We start from the raw sequence: 23,549 nt of genomic DNA on the forward strand, positions 1-23,549 counted from the left end.
ATTTACGGATAGTCATATCCTCCTCCGTCTATATTACATCTGCTTAATCTCTTCATTCCTCTTACTAAGCCTTTTATCAAACCATATTTCTGAATAGACTGAATCATATATTCTGAACATGACGGCTCAAAACGGCACTTTAATCTAATACTATCTGGAGCGTATCTTTGATACACCCTGATAGAAAATATAATCATTCTTTTTGCGGTACACACTAAGTACGTCAAAACAATAATTATCATAATTGGCAAGTTATACTCAGGGCTATATTGCCATAACTTATATGCTGTAAATACTAAAACACAAAGAATAATGGGACAAATAAGCCAAGTAACAAATAATAGCCAATTTATTTTAGGGCGGATTAGTATTCGCTTATAAGAGCTGCTCCGAGGATCATTTTCATCTTGAAGCAATGACTGCGCTAATTTGCCTATATCGCATAATTGATCTTCGTTAAATTGAAATGACCGCACGGAGCATCCTCCTCAAAAATCCACATTTATGATATTCTTATACGTCCTTAACAAAAATAAGCATATAATAATTTACAGGAATTGCTTGCTGGAGGCAACCGGGTTTTTCTGTTACCGAAATTGTCTCCATTGAGTGATACTCCCAACCACCACGAGCTTCCTGGTTAATGATGTCAGCAAACATATTGAATGCTGTTTGTGTTCCACCTTTATCTACATTGATGTTTTTAGGACCTGCAACTGCTTTATACTGTTTCATACCATCATATCCTTTCGTTTTATATATTCGTAATGTGGATTTTTATAATACAGAAATATTTGTAGAACCATCTCCGATGGCCTGAGCAATCTTGGAGAATGAGCCACCCAATTCAGACAAATCAGTAAGGGAAGCAAATTCATCAGTAGAGGCAATCTTTTTTAAAAAAGCATAGTCGGCTTCACCAAAACCAAGTGCCATTACCTCTATTCCTGCTGTATGACATTTTTTTGCCGAGGAAATTGCTACATCAGTACAACTCCAAACGCCATCTGTTAGAACAATAACATATTTTACATCAGCATCAGAATTATTAAGAGCCGAGTATGCCAAATCAAATGGGTGTGCGCTATTGCCATAGCCATACTTATCTCCTATATCAAATCTATCAATAGCTCGCTTGACTTTTCGGAAATCATCGGTTAATGATAGTGGACAGTCTACAGTAGTCGCAAATGGGATTAAACCAATCTTTGTAAAAGAGCTATCCATTTCATCAACAAATTTTTTCATTGCTTTTTGTGCTTCTTTAATAGGATCACCAGCCATACTACCGGACAAATCAATTGTAAGAAATACAGCAACATCGGGAATACCGCCGGATTGCTGATTGTCCTTGGGAGAGCCATCTGTCCAGCTCATATCATCAGGTACAGGCTCTATTCTTATAGGTAATGATTTTCCGGTTTCTTTTTGAACCGCTGTCACGCCGATTACTCCATTGGAATTATACTCATATGTGACTTCAATAACTGACATAGGCGGACTTGTTCGCTCAATATCGTATATAACATATTTGTTTATTACGGTGTTATCAAGCGGACGTTCAAATTCACCTTGAAGCACATATACTTCAAGTTCATTATCCTTTGCTCTAGTTTTTAGCTTATATGGTCTTGTATTACTAGCTGGAATTTTCGTATTCTTCTTTATGATTATACTATTGATATACCTTTCGCCATCTGTACTAACAGCTACCATTCCTAATGAATGAGCAGTTACATCAGTTACAGCCTTTGCTCCCATGATTCTTAAATCATTTGAAGTCCTCTTTGTCGAACCACCAATTTGTGGCAATGCTTCTCCCTTTGTAGTTATATTAGCTCGTATAGCAGCACCAAGTGCAACCGCTTCATCTACATTAACTCCGCTCAACGGCTCTTTACCAGACATTTCCTTTACATATTTATGGATCATTCTCATTCTAGTTGAACCTCCAACAAGAATAACTCCATCTATATGCTGCCATGACATATTAACTGACGAAAATAGCCGATCAATTACATCTCGGGTTGTTCCAAGCAAAAATTCCGAAATCTGTTCAAAGATTTCTTCCGTAATTTCTATATTTCCACGAGTTGACTTACATATAATCGGTACATTTACTGTATCCCTAGAAGTAAGTTGCTTTTTGACATTTTCAGCAGTAACAAGTAAAGACGCAACCATTTCTGGATCATCACTTATATCTATACCATATCGCTCTGAAAACTCACCAGCAAGATACCTTGCAATACAATCGTCCCAGTCTTTACCGCCTAACTCATGATCGCCATCACTTCCAATAATATTGATTTCATCATGATTGATTTTAGCGAGTGTAACATCAAATGTTCCTCCGCCTAGATCATAAATCAAAACAGTTTGCTCACTATCTTTTTCGTTCAATCCGTAAGCGAAAGCGGCGGCTGTAGGCTCATTGATTATGGCAAGTACATCAAGACCTGCTTTCTTTCCGGCTTCAATAGTAGCAGAACGTTCTTTATGTGTGAAGTATGCAGGAACGGTAATAACCGCACTTTCAATCTTTTCTCCGATTTCCTGTTCCGCTTCTTCTTTAAGTTTTCTAAGCAATATGGAAGATAAATCCGTTGCTGAATAGCTCTTTCCAAAAAAATCAACTGAAAACAAGTCTTTACCCATACTTCTTTTGAAAAATGCTATTGCATTTGTGTCACCGGCAGCCTGCATATTTTTTGCATCTTCTCCAAAAAGTATGTTACCGTTCATCTCAAAGCATAAAACTGAAGGAGTTATAGCAGAGCCAAAACTATTCTTAATAACACAGGGTTTTCCTGTAATCGGATCTATTCTTGCGACAGCACTAAATGTTGTACCTAAGTCAATACCAGCTCTTATTCCCATTTATTTACCTCCATATAGAAAATGCCTGCCACGAATCTTGCATCATGGCAGGCACGATCTCTTACTGAACAACAATGTTATTTGACTTAGCTCTTGCAGCCGCTACATCTTCTTTGGACATTGTTGTGCCGGCAGTTGCCTGCATCGTTGCATGTATTTCTTTTCCGCTTGTTATATCAACACCTGTTACGCTCAGTATTCCTTCATTGTTAAGTGTAAATGTTACTTCAAGAGGTGAATTTTCTGGCAAATTGCCAGGAAGTTCAAGCGATGCCGAACCAAGCTTATAGTCTTCATCAACATCAAAGTATTCAGATTTAAAATCAGATTCGTACACAACAAGATCTGCTGTTTCCTGATTGGCAACAGCTGTTCCGAACTGTTTTGTTACACTTACGATGCCGTTATCCATTTTCTCATCTTTTATAATCATATTTCGGCATTTCAGTTCGCCGTGGTCTAATACTTCCAACGCATAGCTTTTAGTCGTGGCAAATGTAATACCAATCTTACCTCCAACTTTATTTTCAATTATTTCTGGATTAACAGTTGTTTTTTCCTTTGGAGGTTCTGGTGATGGATCGGGATTTGATGAAGGAGTCGGATCGGGTTTCGGATTGTTATAGGCGAGAAGCGCATATATCGCAGCACCCTTTGCAACAGCTTCATCAGGATCAAGAGTCTTTTGTGGAGAAATACCATACTTTTCAGTTAATGCCTTCTCAACCTGTGGCATTCTAGTGGAGCCTCCACAAAGAAGAATTTCATCAATCTTATAACCTTTTGATTCAGCAACTGCTATAGCTGCATCTGTTTTTTCAATTGTTTCGTTAAGTAAAACCTGTGTAATATCATCAAATGTTGCCCTAGAGAGCATAACTCTTGCTCTAAGACCGGCAGCATCGAGCATTACAGGAACTTCTTCACGAGCAGTCAACTGCTGTTTTGCTTTTTCTGCTTTTAATCTTAAATCTTGCTGAGCATACTCATCAAAGTCGCCGTCAAAACCTGTTTCTGAACAGAACTGTGTGGCAAGATAATTCATTACCTCAGTATCCCAATCCTTACCACCAAGCTGATGATTTCCATCTGAACAGATTACTTCAATGTTACCATTGTCTACGCTCATTACCGTAACATCAAATGTTCCACCGCCAAGATCATATACAAGAATTGTTTTCTTTCCTTCTGCCTTTGTAACACCATAACAAATTGCTGCTGCAGTAGGTTCTCTAATAATCTCAATTACATTCAGTCCTGCAATTATTCCAGCCTGTTTTGTAGCTTCAGCTTCAGCAGTACCAAAATAAGCAGGACAAGTAATTACTACATCCTTTACTTCGGTGTTTAAAGCTTTACTTGCATCTTCTGCTACTTTACGCAGTATAAAATTAGATACATATTCAGGAGATAAGTCCTCACCGTTATAATTAATTGCAAAGTTGCTTTTTCCCATTAGAGTTTTTACGAGAGCAACTGTATTCTGCGGATCGATAACTGCTGTTTCTTTAGCAACTTGTCCAACAACAACATGAGAAGGATCGGCAAAATTTACTACAGATGGGGTAGTGTTGCTTCCTTCCTGGTTTTTAACAACAACAGCATTTCCTGTTTCATCGACATAGGCGATGCAGGAATATGTTGTTCCGAGATCAATTCCAAATACATACTTAGCCATTTGCATTTTCCTCACTTTCAATTTTGGTTTCTTCAAGTTTTTCGTAATAATATACAGATACTTTCTCTGCCGAGATAACACGTCCATTATAACAGTAACCGCATGATAAAGATTCAGCTATTTTTCCGTGTAAACTCTCATCGTGGGTTACTTCCTTTTTCATCGCTCTTTGTCTTATCGGGATAAAATCGTCACCAATTTTGCTTCTGTAAATCTCAACATTATTCTTCTCAAGAATATCTTGTAAATCATAAGAATAATCAGAAAAGGTTTTATTTGGTATATCTCGTTCACCCTCTGGTTTACTCTGATAAGTAGCCGCTATACGTAAAATGCTATCTCTTACTTCAATTATGTCAAGTAAAATAGGACGTACAAGCTGAGCATACATATCCTCTTTGTACTTTTGGAGTTCAGAGTGCATCTGATCAATTACCTTATCCTCATAATCAGCGTGCATTATTCTCTTGCTGAATAACTGTTCCAAATCTGATAATTGTGTAGAGAAATTTTGACAAAACGACTCTATTACTCCTAACTTTTCAAGAACAGCACCGCTGCTTTCTGGTAAGCATTGTGAAGAGTCTTCGTTATCATTAATGATATTATCATCTGTTTCTTCAGTATCAGTTGTTGTATCATCTGTCAAAGATAGTTTGTCATCCTGTTTTTCATTTTTGGATGAATCCTCAACGACGGATTCCTTTACAGATTCATCAATATCTTCAGATTCGGTAGTTGCTTTTTTTTGCACTATTCCTTCGCCAAACAGGTCTAACGGTTTGAAATCGTCCATTCACTTGCTCCTCCTATTCATCAAAATATGTGGGCTTTTTTGAAAATGATATATCATTCCAGACTTGTCCCATTTTATTATCAGCCAAACCAAAAAGCCACTGCATAGGTGCTAATACACCTTTGGGCTGATATTTACCTTTATCTCTAGTATGACCGATTGCACTACAAGCAAAAAACCTATTCACTTTAAACTGTATGGTAACATTGCTTAGAAAACTACTCATATCGTTTTCTTTCAAGAATTTTCGGCAAAGATAATCTTGTGTATCGTAATAGTCTGTAAACTTATCAGGCTGGGATCTCATCAATTTGTTTACTGCCATTTCACCAACGTCTTGATCTAATCCTGCCGAGTCTATTTTACTGATAACAATAGCTAAAGGAACATTCGACATTTTATTATCGCTCATACCTGTAACTTCTCTCAGTTTGTTTAAAAACGAATTTATTATTTCGTTAATATCAGCTTTACCAATACCTGCTACATCTTCGGGTTCGAGAAGTTCCTCATACTTATATCGAATTGAAGGAATAGCAAACGGATCAATAATCAATACAATTCCTTGACAGTATTCATACTGCTTTTGCACTTCGTTTTCATTATTATCAGTAAAAACCTCGCCTGCAATATCGTATACATGAATAAGTCTTTCAGGCGTGAAAGTAGGATGCTTCGCAAAAAAGCTAAATGATACTGAACTTGCTTGCGTCACATCTTGTGGACGATCTGTCATTCTGGTGCTTCCAGTATCATAGTCTTGTTTGATTTCTCTATAAATATCCTCTTTTCTACTGTTATAAAACTCAATGTCAATGCTTTTAGAAGGTGCAATATTTTCAATAAACTCTTTTGAAAATGCGGTAATAAAAGCAGTCTTGCCAACAGATCTGCCACCTACAATAGGGATACAAATAGGTCTGCTCTCTCTATCAGAAAGTGCATGACCACAATGAGGGCATTCTGCTGATAGTTCTTTTCTTCCATTAAAGAATGTAACAGGCAATTTCTCACCACAGTTACAAGTTCTGTGCAGTATTCCGTATATACCTGGTGTGAGATTCGTGTGTTTTGCACCGCATTTAGGACAAATATAAGTGGGTATGAGACTCTTTTCTTTGCATTCATGGCAAGCTGTAAAGATTTTATTCCTCAAAAGATAAATTCTATCAACAAGCCAAATACAACTAAACCCGATATACACTAAAAGCATAAACAGCAGTAAAATTACAATATGTAACACTGTAATCACTGCGGTAATAGCAGAGCCAAAAACAAAAACAGCAATAATAGCTATTACATTAAGAATGCCAAAAAACCATTTTCCAGCAGCGGATTTATCCCCTAAATCCTTGAGATTATCTGCATAGTTTTTTACTGATTCCCAATTTCTGACCCACGCACCTTTGATTGTATTGCCAAGGTCTTTATATCCTTTATCGAAAAAGTAGCTTTTTTTAGCAGGTTGTGGTGTTGAAGCCATAATACACCCATCTCCATTTCATTTCAAAAATAGTTGAAAGTAGGAGACACCGGAGAGAGATGTATTCTCTCCAGTGCCGTGATGAACACCACAAATATGTATTTCAAGCAGTAGCGCGGTTGCTATCAACCATATTTTCCTTAAAAGATTTTCCGTAATTTGCTATTGCTGTTCCGCCACCCCAAAGCAAGCCACCAGCTCCTGCAACAGATGCAATAATACCAGCGAGCATGACAATGCAGTAGATTACAAATGCAACAATAGCAAGAATGATCACCAAACCAATCAATGCGCCGATTCCATCTTCATCCATTTACGATCGCTCCTTTGTAATAAATTCCCCCTAAAAGGGTATTGCAATAATATTTTAGTTTTCATTGAGCAAAATAACACTAAGTAAACTTTTCCCAAAGTTTAATCGTTAAATTTTCGTAAATTTCGGTATTTAAAGCAAAAATATCATTGTGTTAATTTGCCAAATCCACTCAAATATTATTTATAATATTATAGCACATTCACGATAAAAAGTCAATAGACATGTAGAAAGTTGGCGCTAATTTTATAATTTTGTCGAACATGGATAATTGCAACGGATATTTTAATACAGTTTGAACAAAATCAGCCGTCAAATTTCTTGTAGTATATACTGACGGTTGATTTTGCTCAATTGTTATAATGGTTTTATGCAAATAATCAGGGAACGAAAGGAAGGAATATGTATGAGCAAAAGAGGACTTAACATCTATCGCCGTAAGGACGGCAGATACGAGGGACGCTACGCAGATGGATACGGGAAGGACGGTAAAAAAAAGTATCGTTCTATCTATGGGAGAACCTATACTGAGGTCAAGGACAAGCTTCTGCAAATCAAAGCAAGGGTAATTACACCAGATAGGGAAAGCGGATTGACGGTCAAAGAACTTTTTACCGAGTGGCTCTCTGCGAAGCAGACGCAGACGAAGGCTTCAACCTATGCAAACTACGCTTTCAAAGCGGAAAAACATCTTATCCCGGCGTTTGGCAGTTTGAAGATTGAAAAACTGTCACCGAGTAAGGTGTATGAATTTATCATGGGAAAGCGTACCAAGGGGCTTTCAAACAAGTATATCTCCGATCTCATCATTGTTCTCAAGAACATGACGAGATATGCGTCTAAGGTACACCATTGTGTAAATCCAATCGCCGATGTTGAGCTTCCAAAGAAAGAAAAGCACGAGCTTGATCTCTACAATAAAAGTGAGCAGAACCGCTTAAAGTCGGTACTGCTCACTGATATGGATATTACTAAACTTGTAATCATGCTTGCTCTATTCACGGGTGTCCGCATCGGAGAGCTTTGCGGTTTGAAGTGGACTGATATCGACTTTGCAACTAAAACCCTCCACATCGAACGCACTATACAGCGTATTCGTGTAAGGGGTAAAGCAAACAGAACAGAGCTTGTAGTATCTACTCCCAAAAGTCAGTCCTCGGTGAGAACAATCCCCATTCCTGAGTTTCTTGTCCGTATGCTTAAAGCATTCAAGCCGTCAAATGTCGATGCTTTTATCATCACGGGCAATTGTAAGCTCCCTGATCCGAGAACCATACAGTATCGCTTCAAGGCTCTGCTCGCTAGAATTGGCCTGAGACCGCTCAATTTTCATTCACTCCGCCATCTGTTTGCCACGAATTGTGTCGAACTAGGTTTTGATATAAAGACACTCTCGGAGATTTTAGGGCATAGCTCCGTAGAAATAACTCTCAATCGCTATGTGCATTCGTCCATTGAAAGGAAACGGCAGTGTATGGATATGCTGTCGCTTGATGTAGCTTGATTTTTATGCCGTCAAAAATACCGTAGCTTGAAAATTGAATATACCGAAATATAGGCACTTTTAAAGTGGATTGTTTTTGAGTACCGAAATTTACGAAAACTATTCTGCCGTTTTTGCGTTGCATAAACGGTTTTTTTATTTTAAAATGCGGTTCAGAGTGCATTGCTGCACTCTGTTTGACCACATTTTTGCTTAATGCTTTGTGCCAACCTTGAATCCATTGGGATCAAGGTTGATTATTCCAGCCCCGGTTTCTTCTTATCCTGAGCCTTTGTTCTCTTAGGTACAGACTTCTTCTTCGCTATCCTTGCGGCTTCACGCTTTAACTGCGCTCTCTGGAAATAGCAAGTCTGATCACGTTTGGGAGCATTTTTCTTTGCTTCGATAGCCGCCAAGTTAAGCGCGGTTGTCAGCTTTTCAAGCCTTTCCGACTTGCTTTCAAGTTCTGCTTGCTGAGGGAAAGGTGCTGAAACGATCTTCTGTGCTTCTTCATAATCCACTCTCAGCTTTGAGAGATTGGTCTTGACCTGATCTATACGGCGGTCAATGTTGTACAGCCCTGCTTCGATACGGCTCATGTTATGGGCAAAACTGCTTATCAGCTTTGCAGAGTGCTGATATTCGCCCTGCATCGTTGCTGTCATACCGCCGCCCATTGCAGGACTGTGTACGGTAATGGACAGCGGAAAGCCCTGAAACTCACCGACCTTGACAGGAGTATCGGCTATCCTGATCGAGAGAGCCACTTCTTCAAGAGCCTTTGCCGCTTCTTTCTTGTCCGTATACTCCACATCACCGACCTTCATTTTGAATACGGGGAGTTTCGTTTCGGGATCAATCGGCAGAGCTTTCAGCGCCTTGCGGTCAGCCTGCAAATTGCTGAGTGCAGTTGTGAGCTGTTCCTCCTTCATCGGGAAAGCCTTGATCTTGTCCTGCATTTCGTAAACCGTGTTTGCGTACTCAGCGGAGAGCGTTTTAAGCTCCTTGACCTCGTTGTCGAGCATGAGTTTTTCTTTGATACGCTCATCGCCCGTACAGAGTGCCTTGATCTCCGAGTAAGTGAGTGCCTGCTGGTCTACGTCCTCGCATTTTCTTGCCGGTTCCTTTGAAGTCATGATCTGGCTGATAAACTTCTGCTTGTTTTCAAGTGTCTGATAGCTGTAAGCGTCAAACGTACCCTTCGTCACATAGCGGTATATCTCAACATTCTTGTTTTGATTGCCCTGACGGATAATACGTCCTGCGCGCTGGTCCAGGTCAGCCGGTCTCCACGGAATATCCAGATCGTGAACGGCTATCAGCTTGTCCTGAACGTTAGTGCCTGTTCCCATTTTTGCGGTGCTTCCGAGGAGTATTCTCACTTCTCCCGAACGCACCTTTTCAAACAGCTCGCTTTTCTGCTTTTCGGACTTAGCATCGTGTATGTAGGCTATCTCATCAGCAGGAATACCCTTAGCGACAAGTTTCGCCTTTATATCGTCATACACACAGAAGTCACATTCTTCCTCTAACGCTTCACGTTCCGCAGCGGACTTGCTGTCATCGAAAATGACTTCGCCGTCCTCATCGTATTTCACTTCATCGGCGTTCTTGTGAGGTACACCCAGGTCACAGAAGATGATCTGTGTCAGCTTGTCCTCAGCCGTTTCAGCGTGGATACGGGCAACGTTTTCAACGCACCTGTTCAGCTTTGTATCGGGGTTATCCTCAAACGCAGGATCAATAAGGCGCGGGTCAAGACCGAGTTTGCGTCCGTCGCTCGTTATCTTCAACATATTGTCGATAGACGGATCGACATTTCCGCTGTTGATAGCATCGGCTCTGTCGGAAAGTTCCTGCACAAGCTCCACCTGAAAAGGAGTAGCTTCCACCTGAACTACCTTGTAGTCGCAGTCGGGTACATCGAGTTTCAGCGTGTCCGCCGTCCTGATGTCCGCCACCTGCTTGAACATACTCATAAGCTCAGGCATACCCGTGTACTGAGCAACTCTTGTGCGCTCTTTGAAGCCATTTCCTGCCGGTTTTAACTCCCAATCGGTCTTTTGCTCTCCGAAAGTCGATACCCAGTTGTCAAAGTGCTGTAAGCCGTGGTCTTTCAGGAAGTCATATTCCAGGTAACGCATCATTGTATGAAGTTCTGTTACGGAATTAGAAATTGGCGTTCCCGTGGCAAAAACCACACCCTTACCGCCTGTCTTTTCGTCTAAATAACGGCATTTCAGGAACAAGTCAAGGGCTTTCTGAGAAGCAGAATTGGATATGCCTGCCACGTTCGTCAGCTTTGTCGGGGTGAACAAATTCTTAAATTCATGGGCCTCATCGACGAATAACTTGTCCACTCCAAGCTGTTCAAAGGTGATAGTGCCGTCCTGGTTGACCTTTTCAAGCCTGTCGAGCTGTTTCTGCAAGCTCTTTCTTGTTTTCTCCATGGCTTTGATCTGGAACTTTGAACCTTCGCTCCGTTTCAGTTCCTCAATGCCTTCAAGAATATCGTCGATCTGGCTCTGGATAACCATTTCCTGACGTTCTCTTGACATCGGTATCATGCCAAGCTGTGAGTGACCGATGATCACCGCATCATAATTGCCTGTTGCAATTTTTGCAAATAACTGCTGACGGTTTGCTTTCTGAAAGTCCTTTTTAGTCGCTACCAAGATGTTAGCGCCCGGATAGAGCTTCATAAAGTCATCACCGATCTGCTCCGTCAGATGATTCGGTACGGCAAACAGCGATTTTGTGCAAAGACCGAGCCTTTTTGATTCCATCGCAGTTGCAATCATTTCAAAAGTTTTGCCCGCACCCACACTATGCGCAAACAGCGTGTTACCGCCAAACATAGCGTGTGCTATTGCGTTTCGCTGATGATCGTGCAGATGAATACTGCTGTTCATCATCGGGAAAGAAAGAGCGCTGCCGTCGAACTCACGGGGACGAATGGAGTTGAAAAGTTCATTGTACCTGTCAACGATAGCTTCACGGCGCTCAGCGTCCTTGAATATCCATGTCTTGAAAGCCTTCTTGATCTCCTTAGCCTTTTTCTGAACGACACGGGTAGCTTCTTCGTCGATAACACGCTTTTCCTTAGTATCGCCCAAGCCGTCAGGAACTTCGATAGTCTTGTAGACTTTCGGCTCTTTCAGGTTGAGCAAATGCTCCATGATCTCATAAGCGTTCATCTTACCAGAGCCGTATTTTTGGTTGACAAGCACCGACCTGTCAGCCTTTTTGTTGGCGATATGCCAGCTGTTGGAGTGTTCGGAATATTCCGCCTGTATAAGAGAGTGCTTGAACCAACGGCTCTGAGGTTTGTCAGCCCTGTTGTTGTCGGGAGTGCCGAGCAATTCATACATAAACTGATCGTAATACTTCGGGTCTAACCATGTAGCGCCGATTTTCACATCAATATCGCCAGCCTTTAACGGCTCGGGCATTGCTTTCTGCAAAGCGTTCACGTTGATATTGAAATCGGAGTCATACTCCGCAATTTCCTCCGCTTCACGCAGTTTCGCACGAATATCGCCCGACAAGTATTCGCTTGCCGTCTGATAAGTGTTTTCGGTATGGGGAATTTTGAAAATTTCACCCACAAGCTCCTGTTTCAGCTCATCTTCCGACATTCCCGTGAGCTTTGACATATAATCAAAGTCAACTTTTGCTTTTTCAGCCACCGAAAGCGTGAGGGCTTCCATTGCTGTCTCCACGCACTCAACCGCCTTCGGAGGACAAATGGTGCGCTTTGTGAAAATATCCGACTTCTCGACAAGTTTATCCTTGTCGATTTTCTTTTCTAAGCCTGCAACAAGGTTATACGAAATATCCTCATTGAAATAGCGTTTGTTGGTCTTGCTGTGAATAAGCCCATACTTATTATAGAAGTCATCGTAGGACTTTCCGAGTTTCGCCTGCAAGTCAGCAATAACGCTGTCGGGCTTGTTAAGCTCCTGAGCCTGAATAAGCTCACGGGTAATATCCCTCAGCTCGATAAAAGCCTTGTATCTGCTGAACTGTGCGTTTTTCTTGTCAAACCTCTGCTCAAAAGAAACAGCATTTTTCTTGAAATAGATAGCATCGTCCTGCATAAAGAAACTGAAATTACGCAGATCGGACGGAATCTTCACCGCAAGCCCCTGTTCGGTCTTAGCATAAACGTCACGGGCTTTGTCATGGCTGATCTCAGCGGTGAGCTTACCGACCGCTTCATGAAGTGCAGATCTCAGGTCAAAACCGTCCTCAGCGATAACCATAGTACCGCTGCCGTAGAGCTTGTTGCCCTCGACCACCGTACCAAGCACCATATCGGGGTGCTGTTCAAAATACTTGTTGATCGGCAGACCGTCAGCCGTTTCACCAATATGCACCCAATCGGGAATATTGGACATTTCGGCAACAGACTTGCCCTCATGCTTCTGCAAAAAAATAATATCCGTCGTTACGTCCGTACCGGCATTGTCATGGAAAGCACCGTTTTTACCGCCAGGCAGACGGATAGCACCGATCAGGTCAGCCTTGTCAGCCAACATCTGGCGGACATTTTCATCACGCTTATCGAGCGTTCCTGCCGAAGTGACGAAAGCGACAATGCCCCCGTTCTTCACTTTGTCCATAGCCTCCATGAAGAAGTAATCGTGAAGTTTTGTGGTGGAATGTTTTTCGTCCTTAAAGCCCAGCTCACCGAACGGAACATTGCCTACGGCAACATCAAAACAGCCGTTCTGAAAGCTGTTTTTCTCAAAACCGCTTATCGCAATATCTGCATCGGGGTAAAGAGCCTGAGCAATACGTCCCGAAATGCTGTCGATCTCCACACCGTAAAGGTGAGAGCTGTCCTGCATTTCTTTTGGCATACAGCCGAAGAAATTGCCGACACCCATTGCAGGCTCAAGGACATTACCGCCCTCAAATCCGAAGTTTCCGAGTGCTTCATAAATGCCCTCAATGATTGTCGGGCTGGTATAAAAAGCATCGCCAACGGTAGAACGTGCCTGTCTGTATTCTTCGGGAGTGAGCAGTTCCGAAAGTTCCTTGTATTCAGCCGACCACTTATCCGCCGACTTATCGAAAGCCTGCGGAATCGCCCCCCAGCCCACATAGCGTGAAAGCGTTTCCTTTTCCTCTGCCGTTGCAGGACGCTTTTCAGCTTCAAGCGTTTTCAGCGTTCTGATCGCATCGACATTGGCACGGAATTTCGCCTTAGAACCGCCCTCACCGAGAGAATCGTCTGTAATCGCAAAGTTACTGCTTTTTTCTTCCGGCAGCCGTTCACCCTCATCATCAGCTTCTGGAGTATCTTCACCATTCATCATTTCATGAAGAACAGCCATTCTATCCTCATGACTGATATTACCAACAGCATTTTGGATAACTTGCTCCTGCTCGTCAATCATTTCGTCAGGCAGCAATCCTCTGAAAAATTCAGGATTAACCGCAAACATACTCTTTAGAAGATCGTCATGTTGAGAAAAATCGGTATGTTCTTCACTATTGGCATTATTACTGCTGAGAGCATCGTCCTTTTCTGGTGCAGTAACTTCCGGTGCAGGAGCATCGACCGTAGGAGTGATTTTCTTATATTCACCGCTGCGGATAAACTCGTCAGTAAGGAATGTTACACGGGACATAAGTCTCGGAGCATCTTCAAGTGCTGTGTCTGCAAGTGTGATAAATCCACCCATATCAATGCTTTCGACCTTGTATTCCTTGCCCTTATATTCAAGATGATCTCCGACAGAAAGCTCAGGCGAAGTCTTTTCGGCAGAGCGTGACTTTTCCAAATACTTCTCATATTCAGGCATAAGTGTTTCTGCAAACTCAGCGAGATGTGTGTTGTGGATAGAAAACAGCTTACCACCGTCAATCATACGCTCAAAAAGCTGTTCTTTTTTAGGAGTACGATGAATTACTTCATCGGGCGAGACTTCCAAATACGGGGAAAGAACTTTACAAGCCCACTCCTTATCCACAGGATAAAATCTGCCGTCACCTGGGTGAGCGACAATATTCAAAGCTGTAAGAAACGCAGTACGCTCCATACCAAACTCACCAACAAGAGCCTTTACACTGTCAACGGGATTTTTGCCGTTTCCAATAACCTCATTCGCCATTTTTGCAAATCGCTCGTTTTCAGAAACGATCTCTCTGTAAAGCTCACGGTTATCCGCAACAGCCCATTCTCCTGTATATAAAGGTATAGGCTCTTTCTCAGCATGAATTGTCTGCTCACGCTCCAAGCTGTCAATGAAATGAAAGCTCATAAGCATATCGCCGTTGTCAAGCCGAGAAGTCAGCTCACCGCCGTCAAACGTCCAGTTTTTGGCTCTGTCAAACTCCATGTGAATATCCTTGCCCGCAGGCTCGCCGTTTTCATCGAGCTTTCGGGAAGTAAAATCAACAGTGCTTACGCCTGTTACAATACGGCGCTCTCCAATACATTCGGGACGGAGGTGGTCAGTTATCTCAAACATCATTCCCGGCTTGATCGCCTTTTTGAGCTGAGACAGGTTCTTGACAGTAGGGATTTCGGGCTTTTCTGCTTTGGGAGCGACCGCAGAATTATCGGGTGTGACCTTAGCATTTTCAGGCTTCACGGGTGCAGACTGTTCCTTTTCAGGCTCATCTCTGCCGATATACTCATAAAGTCCGCTGTTGAGCAGTTTGTCATAGGAGATATTTTCGGTGATCTCAAACGCTCCGCTTAACCTCTTGACAGTGCAATCGTCTGTGTAATAGGGCAAAGCACCTGTCAGCGAAACAACCTCTGAAACCACGCCCGTAGCCTTGTTGCGAAACTTGTCTCCGATTTCAACCTTGTACGGCTCAAAGTTTTCCTCAGCCGAGCGTTCGGCTTTCATAGCCTGCCACTGCTCCTGCTGTTCGGGCGAAAGATAAGTATTGTCTTTCAGCCTTGATTCTGTCATGACAGCAACATCGTGCCAGCTGTGACGGAACTTTTCGCCGTTCTCAAAAGAGAAAGTCATTCCCTTACTGTCATAGTCAACAAGCGAGATATTTCCCTCACCGCTGTGACCGCCGATACCATATTCCTTTTTCAAGAAGTCTGCAAGCTCCTGAATTGTCGGGTGATTAGGCTCACTTTTGCTCTTTTCATAGAACTCCTGAACTCTGATCTTGCCGTTTACAAAGCCTGTTCCACGGTCAATTTCAGCAGCCAACGCTTCAAACACCTGAACACCGTCCACAACAGGCCCCGGAGCAAACTCCACTTTTGCCTTATCAGGTGTTTTGGTCTGGATAGGCTCGGGATCACCGAACAGAGAAAGCTGTTCGCCCTCAATGTCGGGCTTCTGCCAAAACGGAATATCTGCCTTTTCGTCCGCCTGTATCTGTTCGATAACATCATCATCGGCAAACAGCGGAGCATCATCGTAGATTTCTTCCGTTTCCTTAGCAGGAACATCTGAAACAGGAACATCGTCAACCGACATTACACCCAGTTCATAGGCAAGATTATCCAACTCGTTCTTGTGGTCTGCATAGGTATCAATGGAAATGATACCCTCCGCATTGTCCACGATAACCGTAGCACCGAGGGAAAGTGCCTTATCCTTGATCTCGTCAAGACTTTCGCTGTCTCCCTTGTATTTCAGCGTAACAGACGGAACATCTTCCGCAGGAGAAGAAGTATCGGAAACATCAGCGGCATCGCTCATAAGCTCTACCGTCTGTTCGTCCTTACCAGTATGACGCTCGATTACTTCATCGGGAACGGAAATGAGGTCGCTGAAATCAAGATCTGTCAGACCGTTCTCGATCATATCCTCAATGCTGTCATACTTCTCAGTGTTATACACTTCACCGTCAAATTCGTGAGTGATCTTGAAATCCACAAGGTCAGCCGTCACCTGAATCGGCAGCTCATCGTCCGTCAGCGTAGTAAACGCAAGACCGACATTGTGCAGATCATCAAAATCAGCACCCTCACGATATTCAGCTTCACAGAAATCGTTGATAAGCCATTTTGCTTTGTCAAGCGGAGTTTCAAAGGTACGCTGATACTCCATGATCTCTACGGGCTTATCGGGGTTATGTTCAAGCATCGCCGTTTGCAGGAGCTTCGGGAATGTGGACAGCTCACGGTACGGCTCTATCTCCATCTTATCGACACGGTTATAGATACCGCAGACGGGATCGCCACCATAGAAAAGCTCTCCTACCTTATCGCCGTCAGCAATAGCAATTTTCCATGTTCCGCCCTCTGTTTCCGCAGATTCGCAGTCAGTGCCGAAGAACTTGTCAACGACCTGCTGTAAGGTCTGGAGTTTTTCCGCTTCACGCTTCGGAGGGTTCAGCTCAAATGCCTGTTCGATCAGGACGGTATATCCTGCTTCACGGAGCTTTGCAGAGTATTCGTCCTTAACATGATCGGGAAAACCGACCATAGGCTGCCCATTTTTGGAGAGCATACGCAGTCCGAGGACTTCTTCACCGATCTCCGCATTTTTGCCGTACATCTCGTAAAAGTCACCGACCTTGCGGATCGATACCGGACCTTTATCCTCCGGTTCTGCCTGTTCGGGAGTATCTACAACAGGTACAGGCTTTTCTGCCTTAGACAGAATCTCAAAGCCCTTTTTCTCCATATCCTGCTGCCAGCCGTCATAGGCAAGCACATCGGAAGTGCCGATCAGAATACCGCCGTAATCGGGTGCGTCAAGGTCTTTCATCTTGATACGGTCAGCGCTGATTTCCTCGATCTCACGGCGAGCGCCGTCATACATTATAATATCACCGACTTCAAGATCGGCAACAGACGGCGCAGACTTCTCCTGTTCCTTTTCTTTTTCAAGGAAAAAATCGGGCATTTCGGTAAAGCCAAAGCTGTCGCAATAATATGCCGTGTCCTTATCGTCCACGGAAATGACGATAACATCGGAAACAGACAGCGAGTGGCCACGGAAATCTTCGGGGTGATTAGTGTTGAACTGAGTGAAAATGCCCTCAAGAGTCGCATTTCCTCTGAACTCACCGACTAAGCCCTCATACACAAGCTCATAATCGTCCTTGTTGAGCTGTACGCCCTCTGCTTTCAGCCTGTCAAGCCCCTCAAAGCGGACACCATGATACTTGTCACCGCCTGGGAGCTGATAGATCTGAAACTTACCCTGTGCCTTTTCCACATCATCAATGGTGCGGATAGGATTTTTCTCCTTGAAATCGTCAAGTATCTTCTGTTCCTCAGCGGTAAGCGAAGAATGGGCTTCCAGATAAGGAACAAGGACATTCAGCATATTTCGGGGAGTTTCCTTGCTTTCGGGTGTGTTGTAGGGATAAGCTGTCGAAGCAAGAGCATTTTCACAGATAGTGCGGATATGGTCAATAAGACTTCCACCGCCAGTACCCTTGCCGTCACCTATGTCAAACCTGTTGGAGAAATTAAACTCCTGTCCGTCCACAACAGCCCTGATCTCAAAGTTTGTTTTCTTATAATAGCCTGCGTTGAGGTCGGGGATCATACGCTCCTGATGCTGTTTATCGTCAAGATACTCCATAAGAGCATTTGCAAGCGCAAAGCTGATCTCGCCGTGTTCCTCCGCAAAATCACTCAGCAGACCACTTTCGGTAAACCAGCGGTCATTGCCGTCCTTAGAATAGCCGAACTGAAATTCAAGGCTGTCGGGCTTTCTCTCAGGCTCAAAAGTCACATGATACTTTTCCTTTGCAATGATAGCAAATACCTGTTCTGTCTGCGCTTCATCACCGAGAATATCATAGAGAGCCTTTTTGATGCGATTGATCTTCGGCTGATTATCGCCCTTTTCCCAATCTGCCATAGCTGCACCGTCAAAAGCTGTCAGGAGGTCAGCGATCTTTTCATCGGAAATATCGGGAACAGCCGCCTGAATATCGTCACGCACCCACCAAAATGCGAGGTCGTCAAATTCCTCATGAATACGGTCAATGAAAGCCTGTCCAATCTCCTGAAAGGAAACGAAACGCTCCATACCACTGAAAGAACAAGTGATGCCGTCATCGCCGTAGGACAGATGCATTGTGTGACGGAGATTTTCGGCATAATAATAGGTGCGGTCAGAGATCTTGCCGTCCTCAAAGACGAACTCCACCTTATCCTTATCTGCGATATTATCAGAAGCGTGGATCATCAGACCGAGCGCAAGCTCACGGCGAATATCATCACCCTGATGATAACGCTCCGCAAGTGCATACAGCTCTTTTTCGGGCAGATGATAGCCGAAAGAAGAATTATCGCTGGGCTGGTGCTTTTCAAGATACCCACGCTCAAACAGCGGATATGCCATGCTTTCCCACTCATCGGAGGACAGAGTATGCTCCGCAAGGAAACGGGCAAGGTCAGCATTGGAGAACAGCACTTCTTCCTCAGTTGCCTGTTTCTCAGGTACGATCGTGTCGATCACACTCTCAAAAGCTAAATTGTGAGAAGAAAGGAAGTCCTTAAATGTATCGAAGGAAATATCATCGGAAAGCACCGAAATACTCATATCCTTTATGATAGGTGCTGCGGTGCGGTCAGCAATCAGGTTATAACCACCTTCGCCGTTGTTGATCTCCGTATCATAGTGCAGACGGAAATTTGTGAGATCATCACTGCTTCCCGAAAGCTGTATATCCTTGTGTGAAGCAAGGGCATCGGCAAGTGCCTGATCTCTGTCAGCCTGTTTCTGTACGGAATGTGCGTGTTCTGCAAGGAAATCCTCAATATCCGATTCCTGCAAAGCACTTTGCAGTATCTCCGCATACTCCTGAATATCCTCAGCGGTGAAAGTTTCGTCAATGCTGTCGATCTGCCCTCTTGTGACTTCACCGACAAACATAGTGGCTATCGCAGACTTCTGTTCTTCGCTGAAATCATGCTGGAAAAAGAAATCGGAAAGTTCGATAGTACGGTCAAAACTGCTTTTCGCTTCAAGCATATCATTCAGCTTGGAGTGTTCGCCGTAACGCTCCGAAGCAGGCTGATCGAGATAGGCATTGACAAGAGACAGCATTTCACCGAACTGTGCTTCATCATAACGCTTATCGAAAAAGTCAGAAAGCTGAAGCTGTGCATCTTCCACCGCCAGCCTGTGCATTACGGGCGAAAGCGCTATCATCTGCTCCATTGGAAGCTCCTGATCCTGCATGGTGTGGATAAGCCCCACCTCACGCTTTGCGGTATCTAATGCCCTGTGAAAAGCCTGTGCTTCATCACGGTCAACCGAGAACATCACTTTGCCGTCACGGATAACACCGCTGTATCTTGCGTTAGTTTCGATAAAGGGTTTGACTTCCTCATACTGTTTCGGGGTGAGGGTTGACATATACAAATGTCTGTTCTGTGCCGAAACGGAACGGTTTCCGATGACCTGTCCCTTTTCGCCAATACCGACCTGACGGCGCTTGCCGATGATATTGTCACGAACAGACCTCACATAAGCAAGATCGTTACGGCTGACGGTCAAAGTGCCTTTGCCTGTCGGGTAAATTCTTCCCGAAAACTTGATACCCTGTTTGTCCAGAGTGTCAGCCATTTTCAGGATAAGGTCACGGTCAGCGGAAATGTACTCCTTGTTGGGGATATATCTGTATTCCACATTGCCGATGATGTTCTTTTCGGGCGGAGAAAACGGAACAGTTGAGCCTGCCGCTTCAAGATTTTTGCCTGCAAGCTGTCTTATTGTTCCGACATCAGCGGCATTTACCGCCATTTTGAAACCGCTTGCCACTCTGTATGCACGATAATTCAAGCCCGAATCTTCGAGTTTCTGAAACAAAGCACTGAAATCTTCAACACTCATGCTGATAACAGCCTTGTCCCTGTTATCAGTAGCAGAGTTCCAATATTCATTGCCTATTGCAGCCATTCTGTCAGCCTCCTTTTTTACTTCTGTCTTTTGTTCTGTATCTATCTCTTTTTTGGGGATACCCCTGAGCATATCGTTCCAGTCTTTATATGTATCGGGAGTGACGATACGCTTCATATCGGGATATTCACTCATAAGCCTTTCGGCAAACTGATTGCCTTTTTCATCGTTGTCGGAGCATAAAAATACATTCTGAGGCGGGATATTGTAACGAAGTATCGTATCAAGGACAATACTCGGTTTCAAGCCCATCATGGACACCATACGGCAGTTATCAAGTTCCTTATCGTGCATTTGCAGATAAGAAAGCATATCTATCGCACTCTCAAAGAAAAATGCTTTATCTCCTTTACCACGAACGACTTCAAAGCCGTGTCCTTCTGCCGAATACTCAGCTATACCCTTAAATCTGTATTCAGTTGATGTACCGACTTTTTCTGCACCGATGACCTTACCGTTTTCATCAAAAAATTTGAACAGAACATTTCCTCTCTTTTCTTCCTGAGAGATCAAGCCCTGTTTTACAAGCGAAACTATGAGGTCATAGTCAAGTCCTCTTGTTTTGCAAAGATAAGCAAACACACGTTTACAGTTATCTGCTTCATTTATTTCCGGCACTCCCTCTTTTTCAGCAGTTTTCTTGGGAGTGTCGGTATGAGGCGGGGTATATGTGCGTTCATAGTGTTCGCCGTTCAGGGCTTCCACCGCTTCGACAAACGACATATTCATATACTGACGGAGGAAGGCGATGTTGTCACCGCCCTCGTCCGTACTGAACCTGTGCCATACTCCACGTTCGCCGGGGGCATTGTCCTTGATGTGCATACTGTCATGGTCTTTCCAGATGTATTCTCGCCCCACACGTTTCAGGTCAAAGCCGTTCTGCATAAGAAATTGCGGAAGATTGACCGTACTTGCCCTTTCTATCTGTTCTTCACTCAGTCTCATTTAGCCTAACCCCTGTGTATCTTTCTTTTTGGGTGACTTCTGCTTCTGGGGCTGTTTCTTGCCCTGTCCGCTGATACGCTGAACCTCTCGTTTCAGCTGTGAACGTGAGAAAAACGCCCGTCCCTGGTCTTTCTTCGATACCGTAACAGCCGACTTATCGCCGTTCATAACAGCGGAGTGTGCAATGCCTTTCTTGTCAAGTTCAGCGACCTTTGCTTTTGCCTGTTCCTCGGTCATCGGCAGAGTTACCCTGAACTCTTTGGGCAGAGCCTTGTAAAATTCGGGATTGATATACTCCGCAGCCCGCACACCCTTGACCTTATTTTCTATCTGCTTGTAAACCTTAGCATTGTCTTTCGATACGGTGATCGCAACAGTATCATTCTTGCGGACTACGGCAGAATACGGAATTTTCTCAGCCATAAGCCCCTTTACGATCTCACGAGCAACCTCTGTCGCTTCAACACGGGAATGTCTCTGCTCTTTGGAAAGAGAAGCATAGTATTCGGGGTTGATCGTTTGGTATTTGCCTTTCTCGCCTTTGCCTGCATTCTCCTTAGCCGCCTGTGTCTTGGCGATCTTGCCGATAGTGGAGTACATAATGTCATTGAGAGCCACAAGGTCTTTCTTTGATACCGTGATACCCACCTTGTCATCGCCACGAGCGGCGGCGGAAAACTCAATGCCTGCATTGGAAAGCGCCGCCATAACAGAGACCGCCTGTGCTTCGGTCATGCTCTCAATGTGGCGGTCATTCCTCGGCAGTTCCTTGTAATAATCGGGATTGACACGGAAAGCGCCGTCCTCATTCATCTCTGCCTTGCCGTCAGCGACCATATCAAGAAGCCAGTCCTGCACCTCGGAAACTTCTTCCTCATGGGTGCGTTCTTCATTTACGGCATCTAAGGAAGAAAGAGCCTTTTCGACTACCGCAAGTTCGCCTTGAAGCCTTGCAATATCCTCGTTTGCCATTTCACGCATTTCCTGTCTGATATGCGGATTGTCCGCAATGGTCTGCGCCGCTTCAATAGACTCCGCTAAATCAGCCCTTGTCTTTTCAAGGTCAGCCTTTGAACCGTTGTTGATAATGCCGTCTATCATGTTGTAGTCATCTTCAAGCTGTTCCTCGACCGTCAAGTTGAACTTATCAGCCAGCGAAGCGATCTGCGACTTGTCAAGTTCCTCGGTCTCCTGAGCATAGAAAAGCGTATCTTCCGCAAGTCCCGAAGTTGTCTCAATGCCGTTTTCAGCCACATCAGCCAGCTTGTCGCTTGTCAGCTTCATCTGAGCGTCAAGGGTGTCATTGTCCTGCATGGAGTAGAACTCATCGGGCTGATGAACCTTGTCAATACGCTCGTCAACAGACTGAATACGCTCTGAAAGCGTATTTATCTGCTGTTGCAGTTTGTACTTGTCAACAACGCTGGTCTCGGGAGAATTGTATTTCTCTACGATACTGTCTTTTTTAGCGGTAAGAGCCTTCTTCTTATCCATAAGACAGTTGAATGTCGCTTCATTGAGCCTGTCCATAGCATCGGAAAAGGCTTCACGGCGGTGCTTGTTAAAGCCGATAGAAAAACTCTTGATCGCATCGCTGAGAGCAACCACTCTGTCCAGCTTGTGGGAGATAGTGTCACGCTTTGCGGTCATGGCATCTATCTTCTTCCAGCCGTTTTCAATCTTCTGCTCACGCTTGGGGATCTTATCCTCACGGATAGCCGTGATACGTTCTTCATTACGGCGGATCATGCTCTGCACAAGGGGAACACCGCCGAGAGTAGCCGAGAGCATACGGTTGGTATCTTCCAGCTTGTCAGCCTTAGCGGACAGGGCTTCGATTTTCGCTCTGTTTCGGTCTATCTTGTCCGTCTGATTGGCGATCTTCTCATCAAGGGAGTCGATACGGCTCTGATGATGTTCCGCTTTGGCATTCAGAAAAGGAAGAAGTTTTCCCGATTTCTGAATATTGTTCTCATGCTCATGTTCCTGAGCCTGTGCCTGTTTTCTGCGAAGTTCTTCCTCTGCGTCAGTCACAGGCTGGTCATTGGTGCGCTTGTCATCATTATCCTGTACGGGCATTGGCTACCTCACTTTCTTCTCTTAACGAAAA

10 protein-coding genes are annotated in these 23,549 nt (G+C 43.9%); 1 reads left to right on the forward strand and 9 read right to left on the reverse strand.

The window, feature by feature from the left end:
• Window positions 1-2: 2 nt before the first annotated feature.
• The 7 genes from yidD to BUB28_RS04245 all read right to left on the reverse strand — a co-directional run bounded on the left by yidD (window position 3) and on the right by BUB28_RS04245 (window position 7,150).
• A complete protein-coding gene (yidD, locus tag BUB28_RS04215; protein ID WP_072949523.1) occupies window positions 3-242 on the reverse strand; it encodes a membrane protein insertion efficiency factor YidD in 240 nt (79 codons plus the stop codon).
• A 271-nt stretch (window positions 243-513) separates the two neighbouring features.
• Complete coding sequence (locus BUB28_RS04220) at window positions 514-735, reverse strand: DUF4177 domain-containing protein (protein WP_072949119.1); 222 nt, start codon at window positions 733-735, stop codon at window positions 514-516.
• A 42-nt stretch (window positions 736-777) separates the two neighbouring features.
• Window positions 778-2,880: an Hsp70 family protein gene (locus BUB28_RS04225; RefSeq protein ID WP_072949121.1), complete on the reverse strand. Its 2,103-nt coding sequence runs from the start codon at window positions 2,878-2,880 to the stop codon at window positions 778-780.
• 61 nt (window positions 2,881-2,941) lie between these two features.
• The gene (locus BUB28_RS04230; protein ID WP_072949123.1) at window positions 2,942-4,558 is read right to left on the reverse strand and encodes an Hsp70 family protein; all 1,617 of its coding nucleotides are present in this window, start codon (window positions 4,556-4,558) and stop codon (window positions 2,942-2,944) included.
• Window positions 4,551-5,354 carry a nucleotide exchange factor GrpE gene (gene grpE, locus BUB28_RS04235; protein WP_072949126.1) on the reverse strand — a complete coding sequence of 268 codons (804 nt, stop codon included), beginning with the start codon at window positions 5,352-5,354 and terminating at the stop codon, window positions 4,551-4,553. The genes BUB28_RS04230 and grpE overlap by 8 nt, the downstream gene beginning before the upstream one ends.
• Before the next feature lie 13 nt (window positions 5,355-5,367).
• A complete protein-coding gene (locus tag BUB28_RS04240; protein WP_072949128.1) occupies window positions 5,368-6,837 on the reverse strand; it encodes a TRAFAC clade GTPase domain-containing protein in 1,470 nt (489 codons plus the stop codon).
• 103 nt (window positions 6,838-6,940) lie between these two features.
• Window positions 6,941-7,150, reverse strand: coding sequence for a hypothetical protein (locus BUB28_RS04245; protein WP_072949131.1), 210 nt, complete (start codon window positions 7,148-7,150; stop codon window positions 6,941-6,943).
• A gap of 406 nt (window positions 7,151-7,556) precedes the next feature.
• Between BUB28_RS04245 and BUB28_RS04250 the strand changes: the two genes are divergently transcribed.
• Complete coding sequence (locus tag BUB28_RS04250) at window positions 7,557-8,654, forward strand: tyrosine-type recombinase/integrase (RefSeq protein WP_072949134.1); 1,098 nt, start codon at window positions 7,557-7,559, stop codon at window positions 8,652-8,654.
• 236 nt (window positions 8,655-8,890) lie between these two features.
• Here the strand turns inward: BUB28_RS04250 and BUB28_RS04255 are convergent, their stop codons facing one another.
• Window positions 8,891-21,439 carry a YodL domain-containing protein gene (locus tag BUB28_RS04255; protein ID WP_072949137.1) on the reverse strand — a complete coding sequence of 4,183 codons (12,549 nt, stop codon included), beginning with the start codon at window positions 21,437-21,439 and terminating at the stop codon, window positions 8,891-8,893.
• The gene (locus BUB28_RS04260) at window positions 21,440-23,518 is read right to left on the reverse strand and encodes a DUF4316 domain-containing protein (RefSeq protein WP_072949146.1); all 2,079 of its coding nucleotides are present in this window, start codon (window positions 23,516-23,518) and stop codon (window positions 21,440-21,442) included.
• Window positions 23,519-23,549 lie beyond the last annotated feature (31 nt).

The sequence above is a fragment of the Ruminococcus flavefaciens genome (assembly GCF_900143025.1).
Taxonomy (GTDB): Bacteria; Bacillota; Clostridia; order Oscillospirales; family Ruminococcaceae; genus Ruminococcus; species Ruminococcus flavefaciens_I.

Bases quoted from the DNA above. Each gene is read 5' to 3' on its own strand.
- BUB28_RS04255 (WP_072949137.1), bottom strand. From the start codon at position 21,439: ATGAGACTGAGTGAAGAACAGATAGAAAGGGCAAGTACGGTCAATCTT.
- yidD (WP_072949523.1), bottom strand. From the start codon at position 242: ATGATAATTATTGTTTTGACGTACTTAGTGTGTACCGCAAAAAGAATG.
- grpE (WP_072949126.1), bottom strand. From the start codon at position 5,354: ATGGACGATTTCAAACCGTTAGACCTGTTTGGCGAAGGAATAGTGCAA.
- BUB28_RS04240 (WP_072949128.1), bottom strand. From the start codon at position 6,837: ATGGCTTCAACACCACAACCTGCTAAAAAAAGCTACTTTTTCGATAAA.
- BUB28_RS04230 (WP_072949123.1), bottom strand. From the start codon at position 4,558: ATGGCTAAGTATGTATTTGGAATTGATCTCGGAACAACATATTCCTGC.
- BUB28_RS04225 (WP_072949121.1), bottom strand. From the start codon at position 2,880: ATGGGAATAAGAGCTGGTATTGACTTAGGTACAACATTTAGTGCTGTC.
- BUB28_RS04220 (WP_072949119.1), bottom strand. From the start codon at position 735: ATGAAACAGTATAAAGCAGTTGCAGGTCCTAAAAACATCAATGTAGAT.
- BUB28_RS04260 (WP_072949146.1), bottom strand. From the start codon at position 23,518: ATGCCCGTACAGGATAATGATGACAAGCGCACCAATGACCAGCCTGTG.
- BUB28_RS04245 (WP_072949131.1), bottom strand. From the start codon at position 7,150: ATGGATGAAGATGGAATCGGCGCATTGATTGGTTTGGTGATCATTCTT.
- BUB28_RS04250 (WP_072949134.1), top strand. From the start codon at position 7,557: ATGAGCAAAAGAGGACTTAACATCTATCGCCGTAAGGACGGCAGATAC.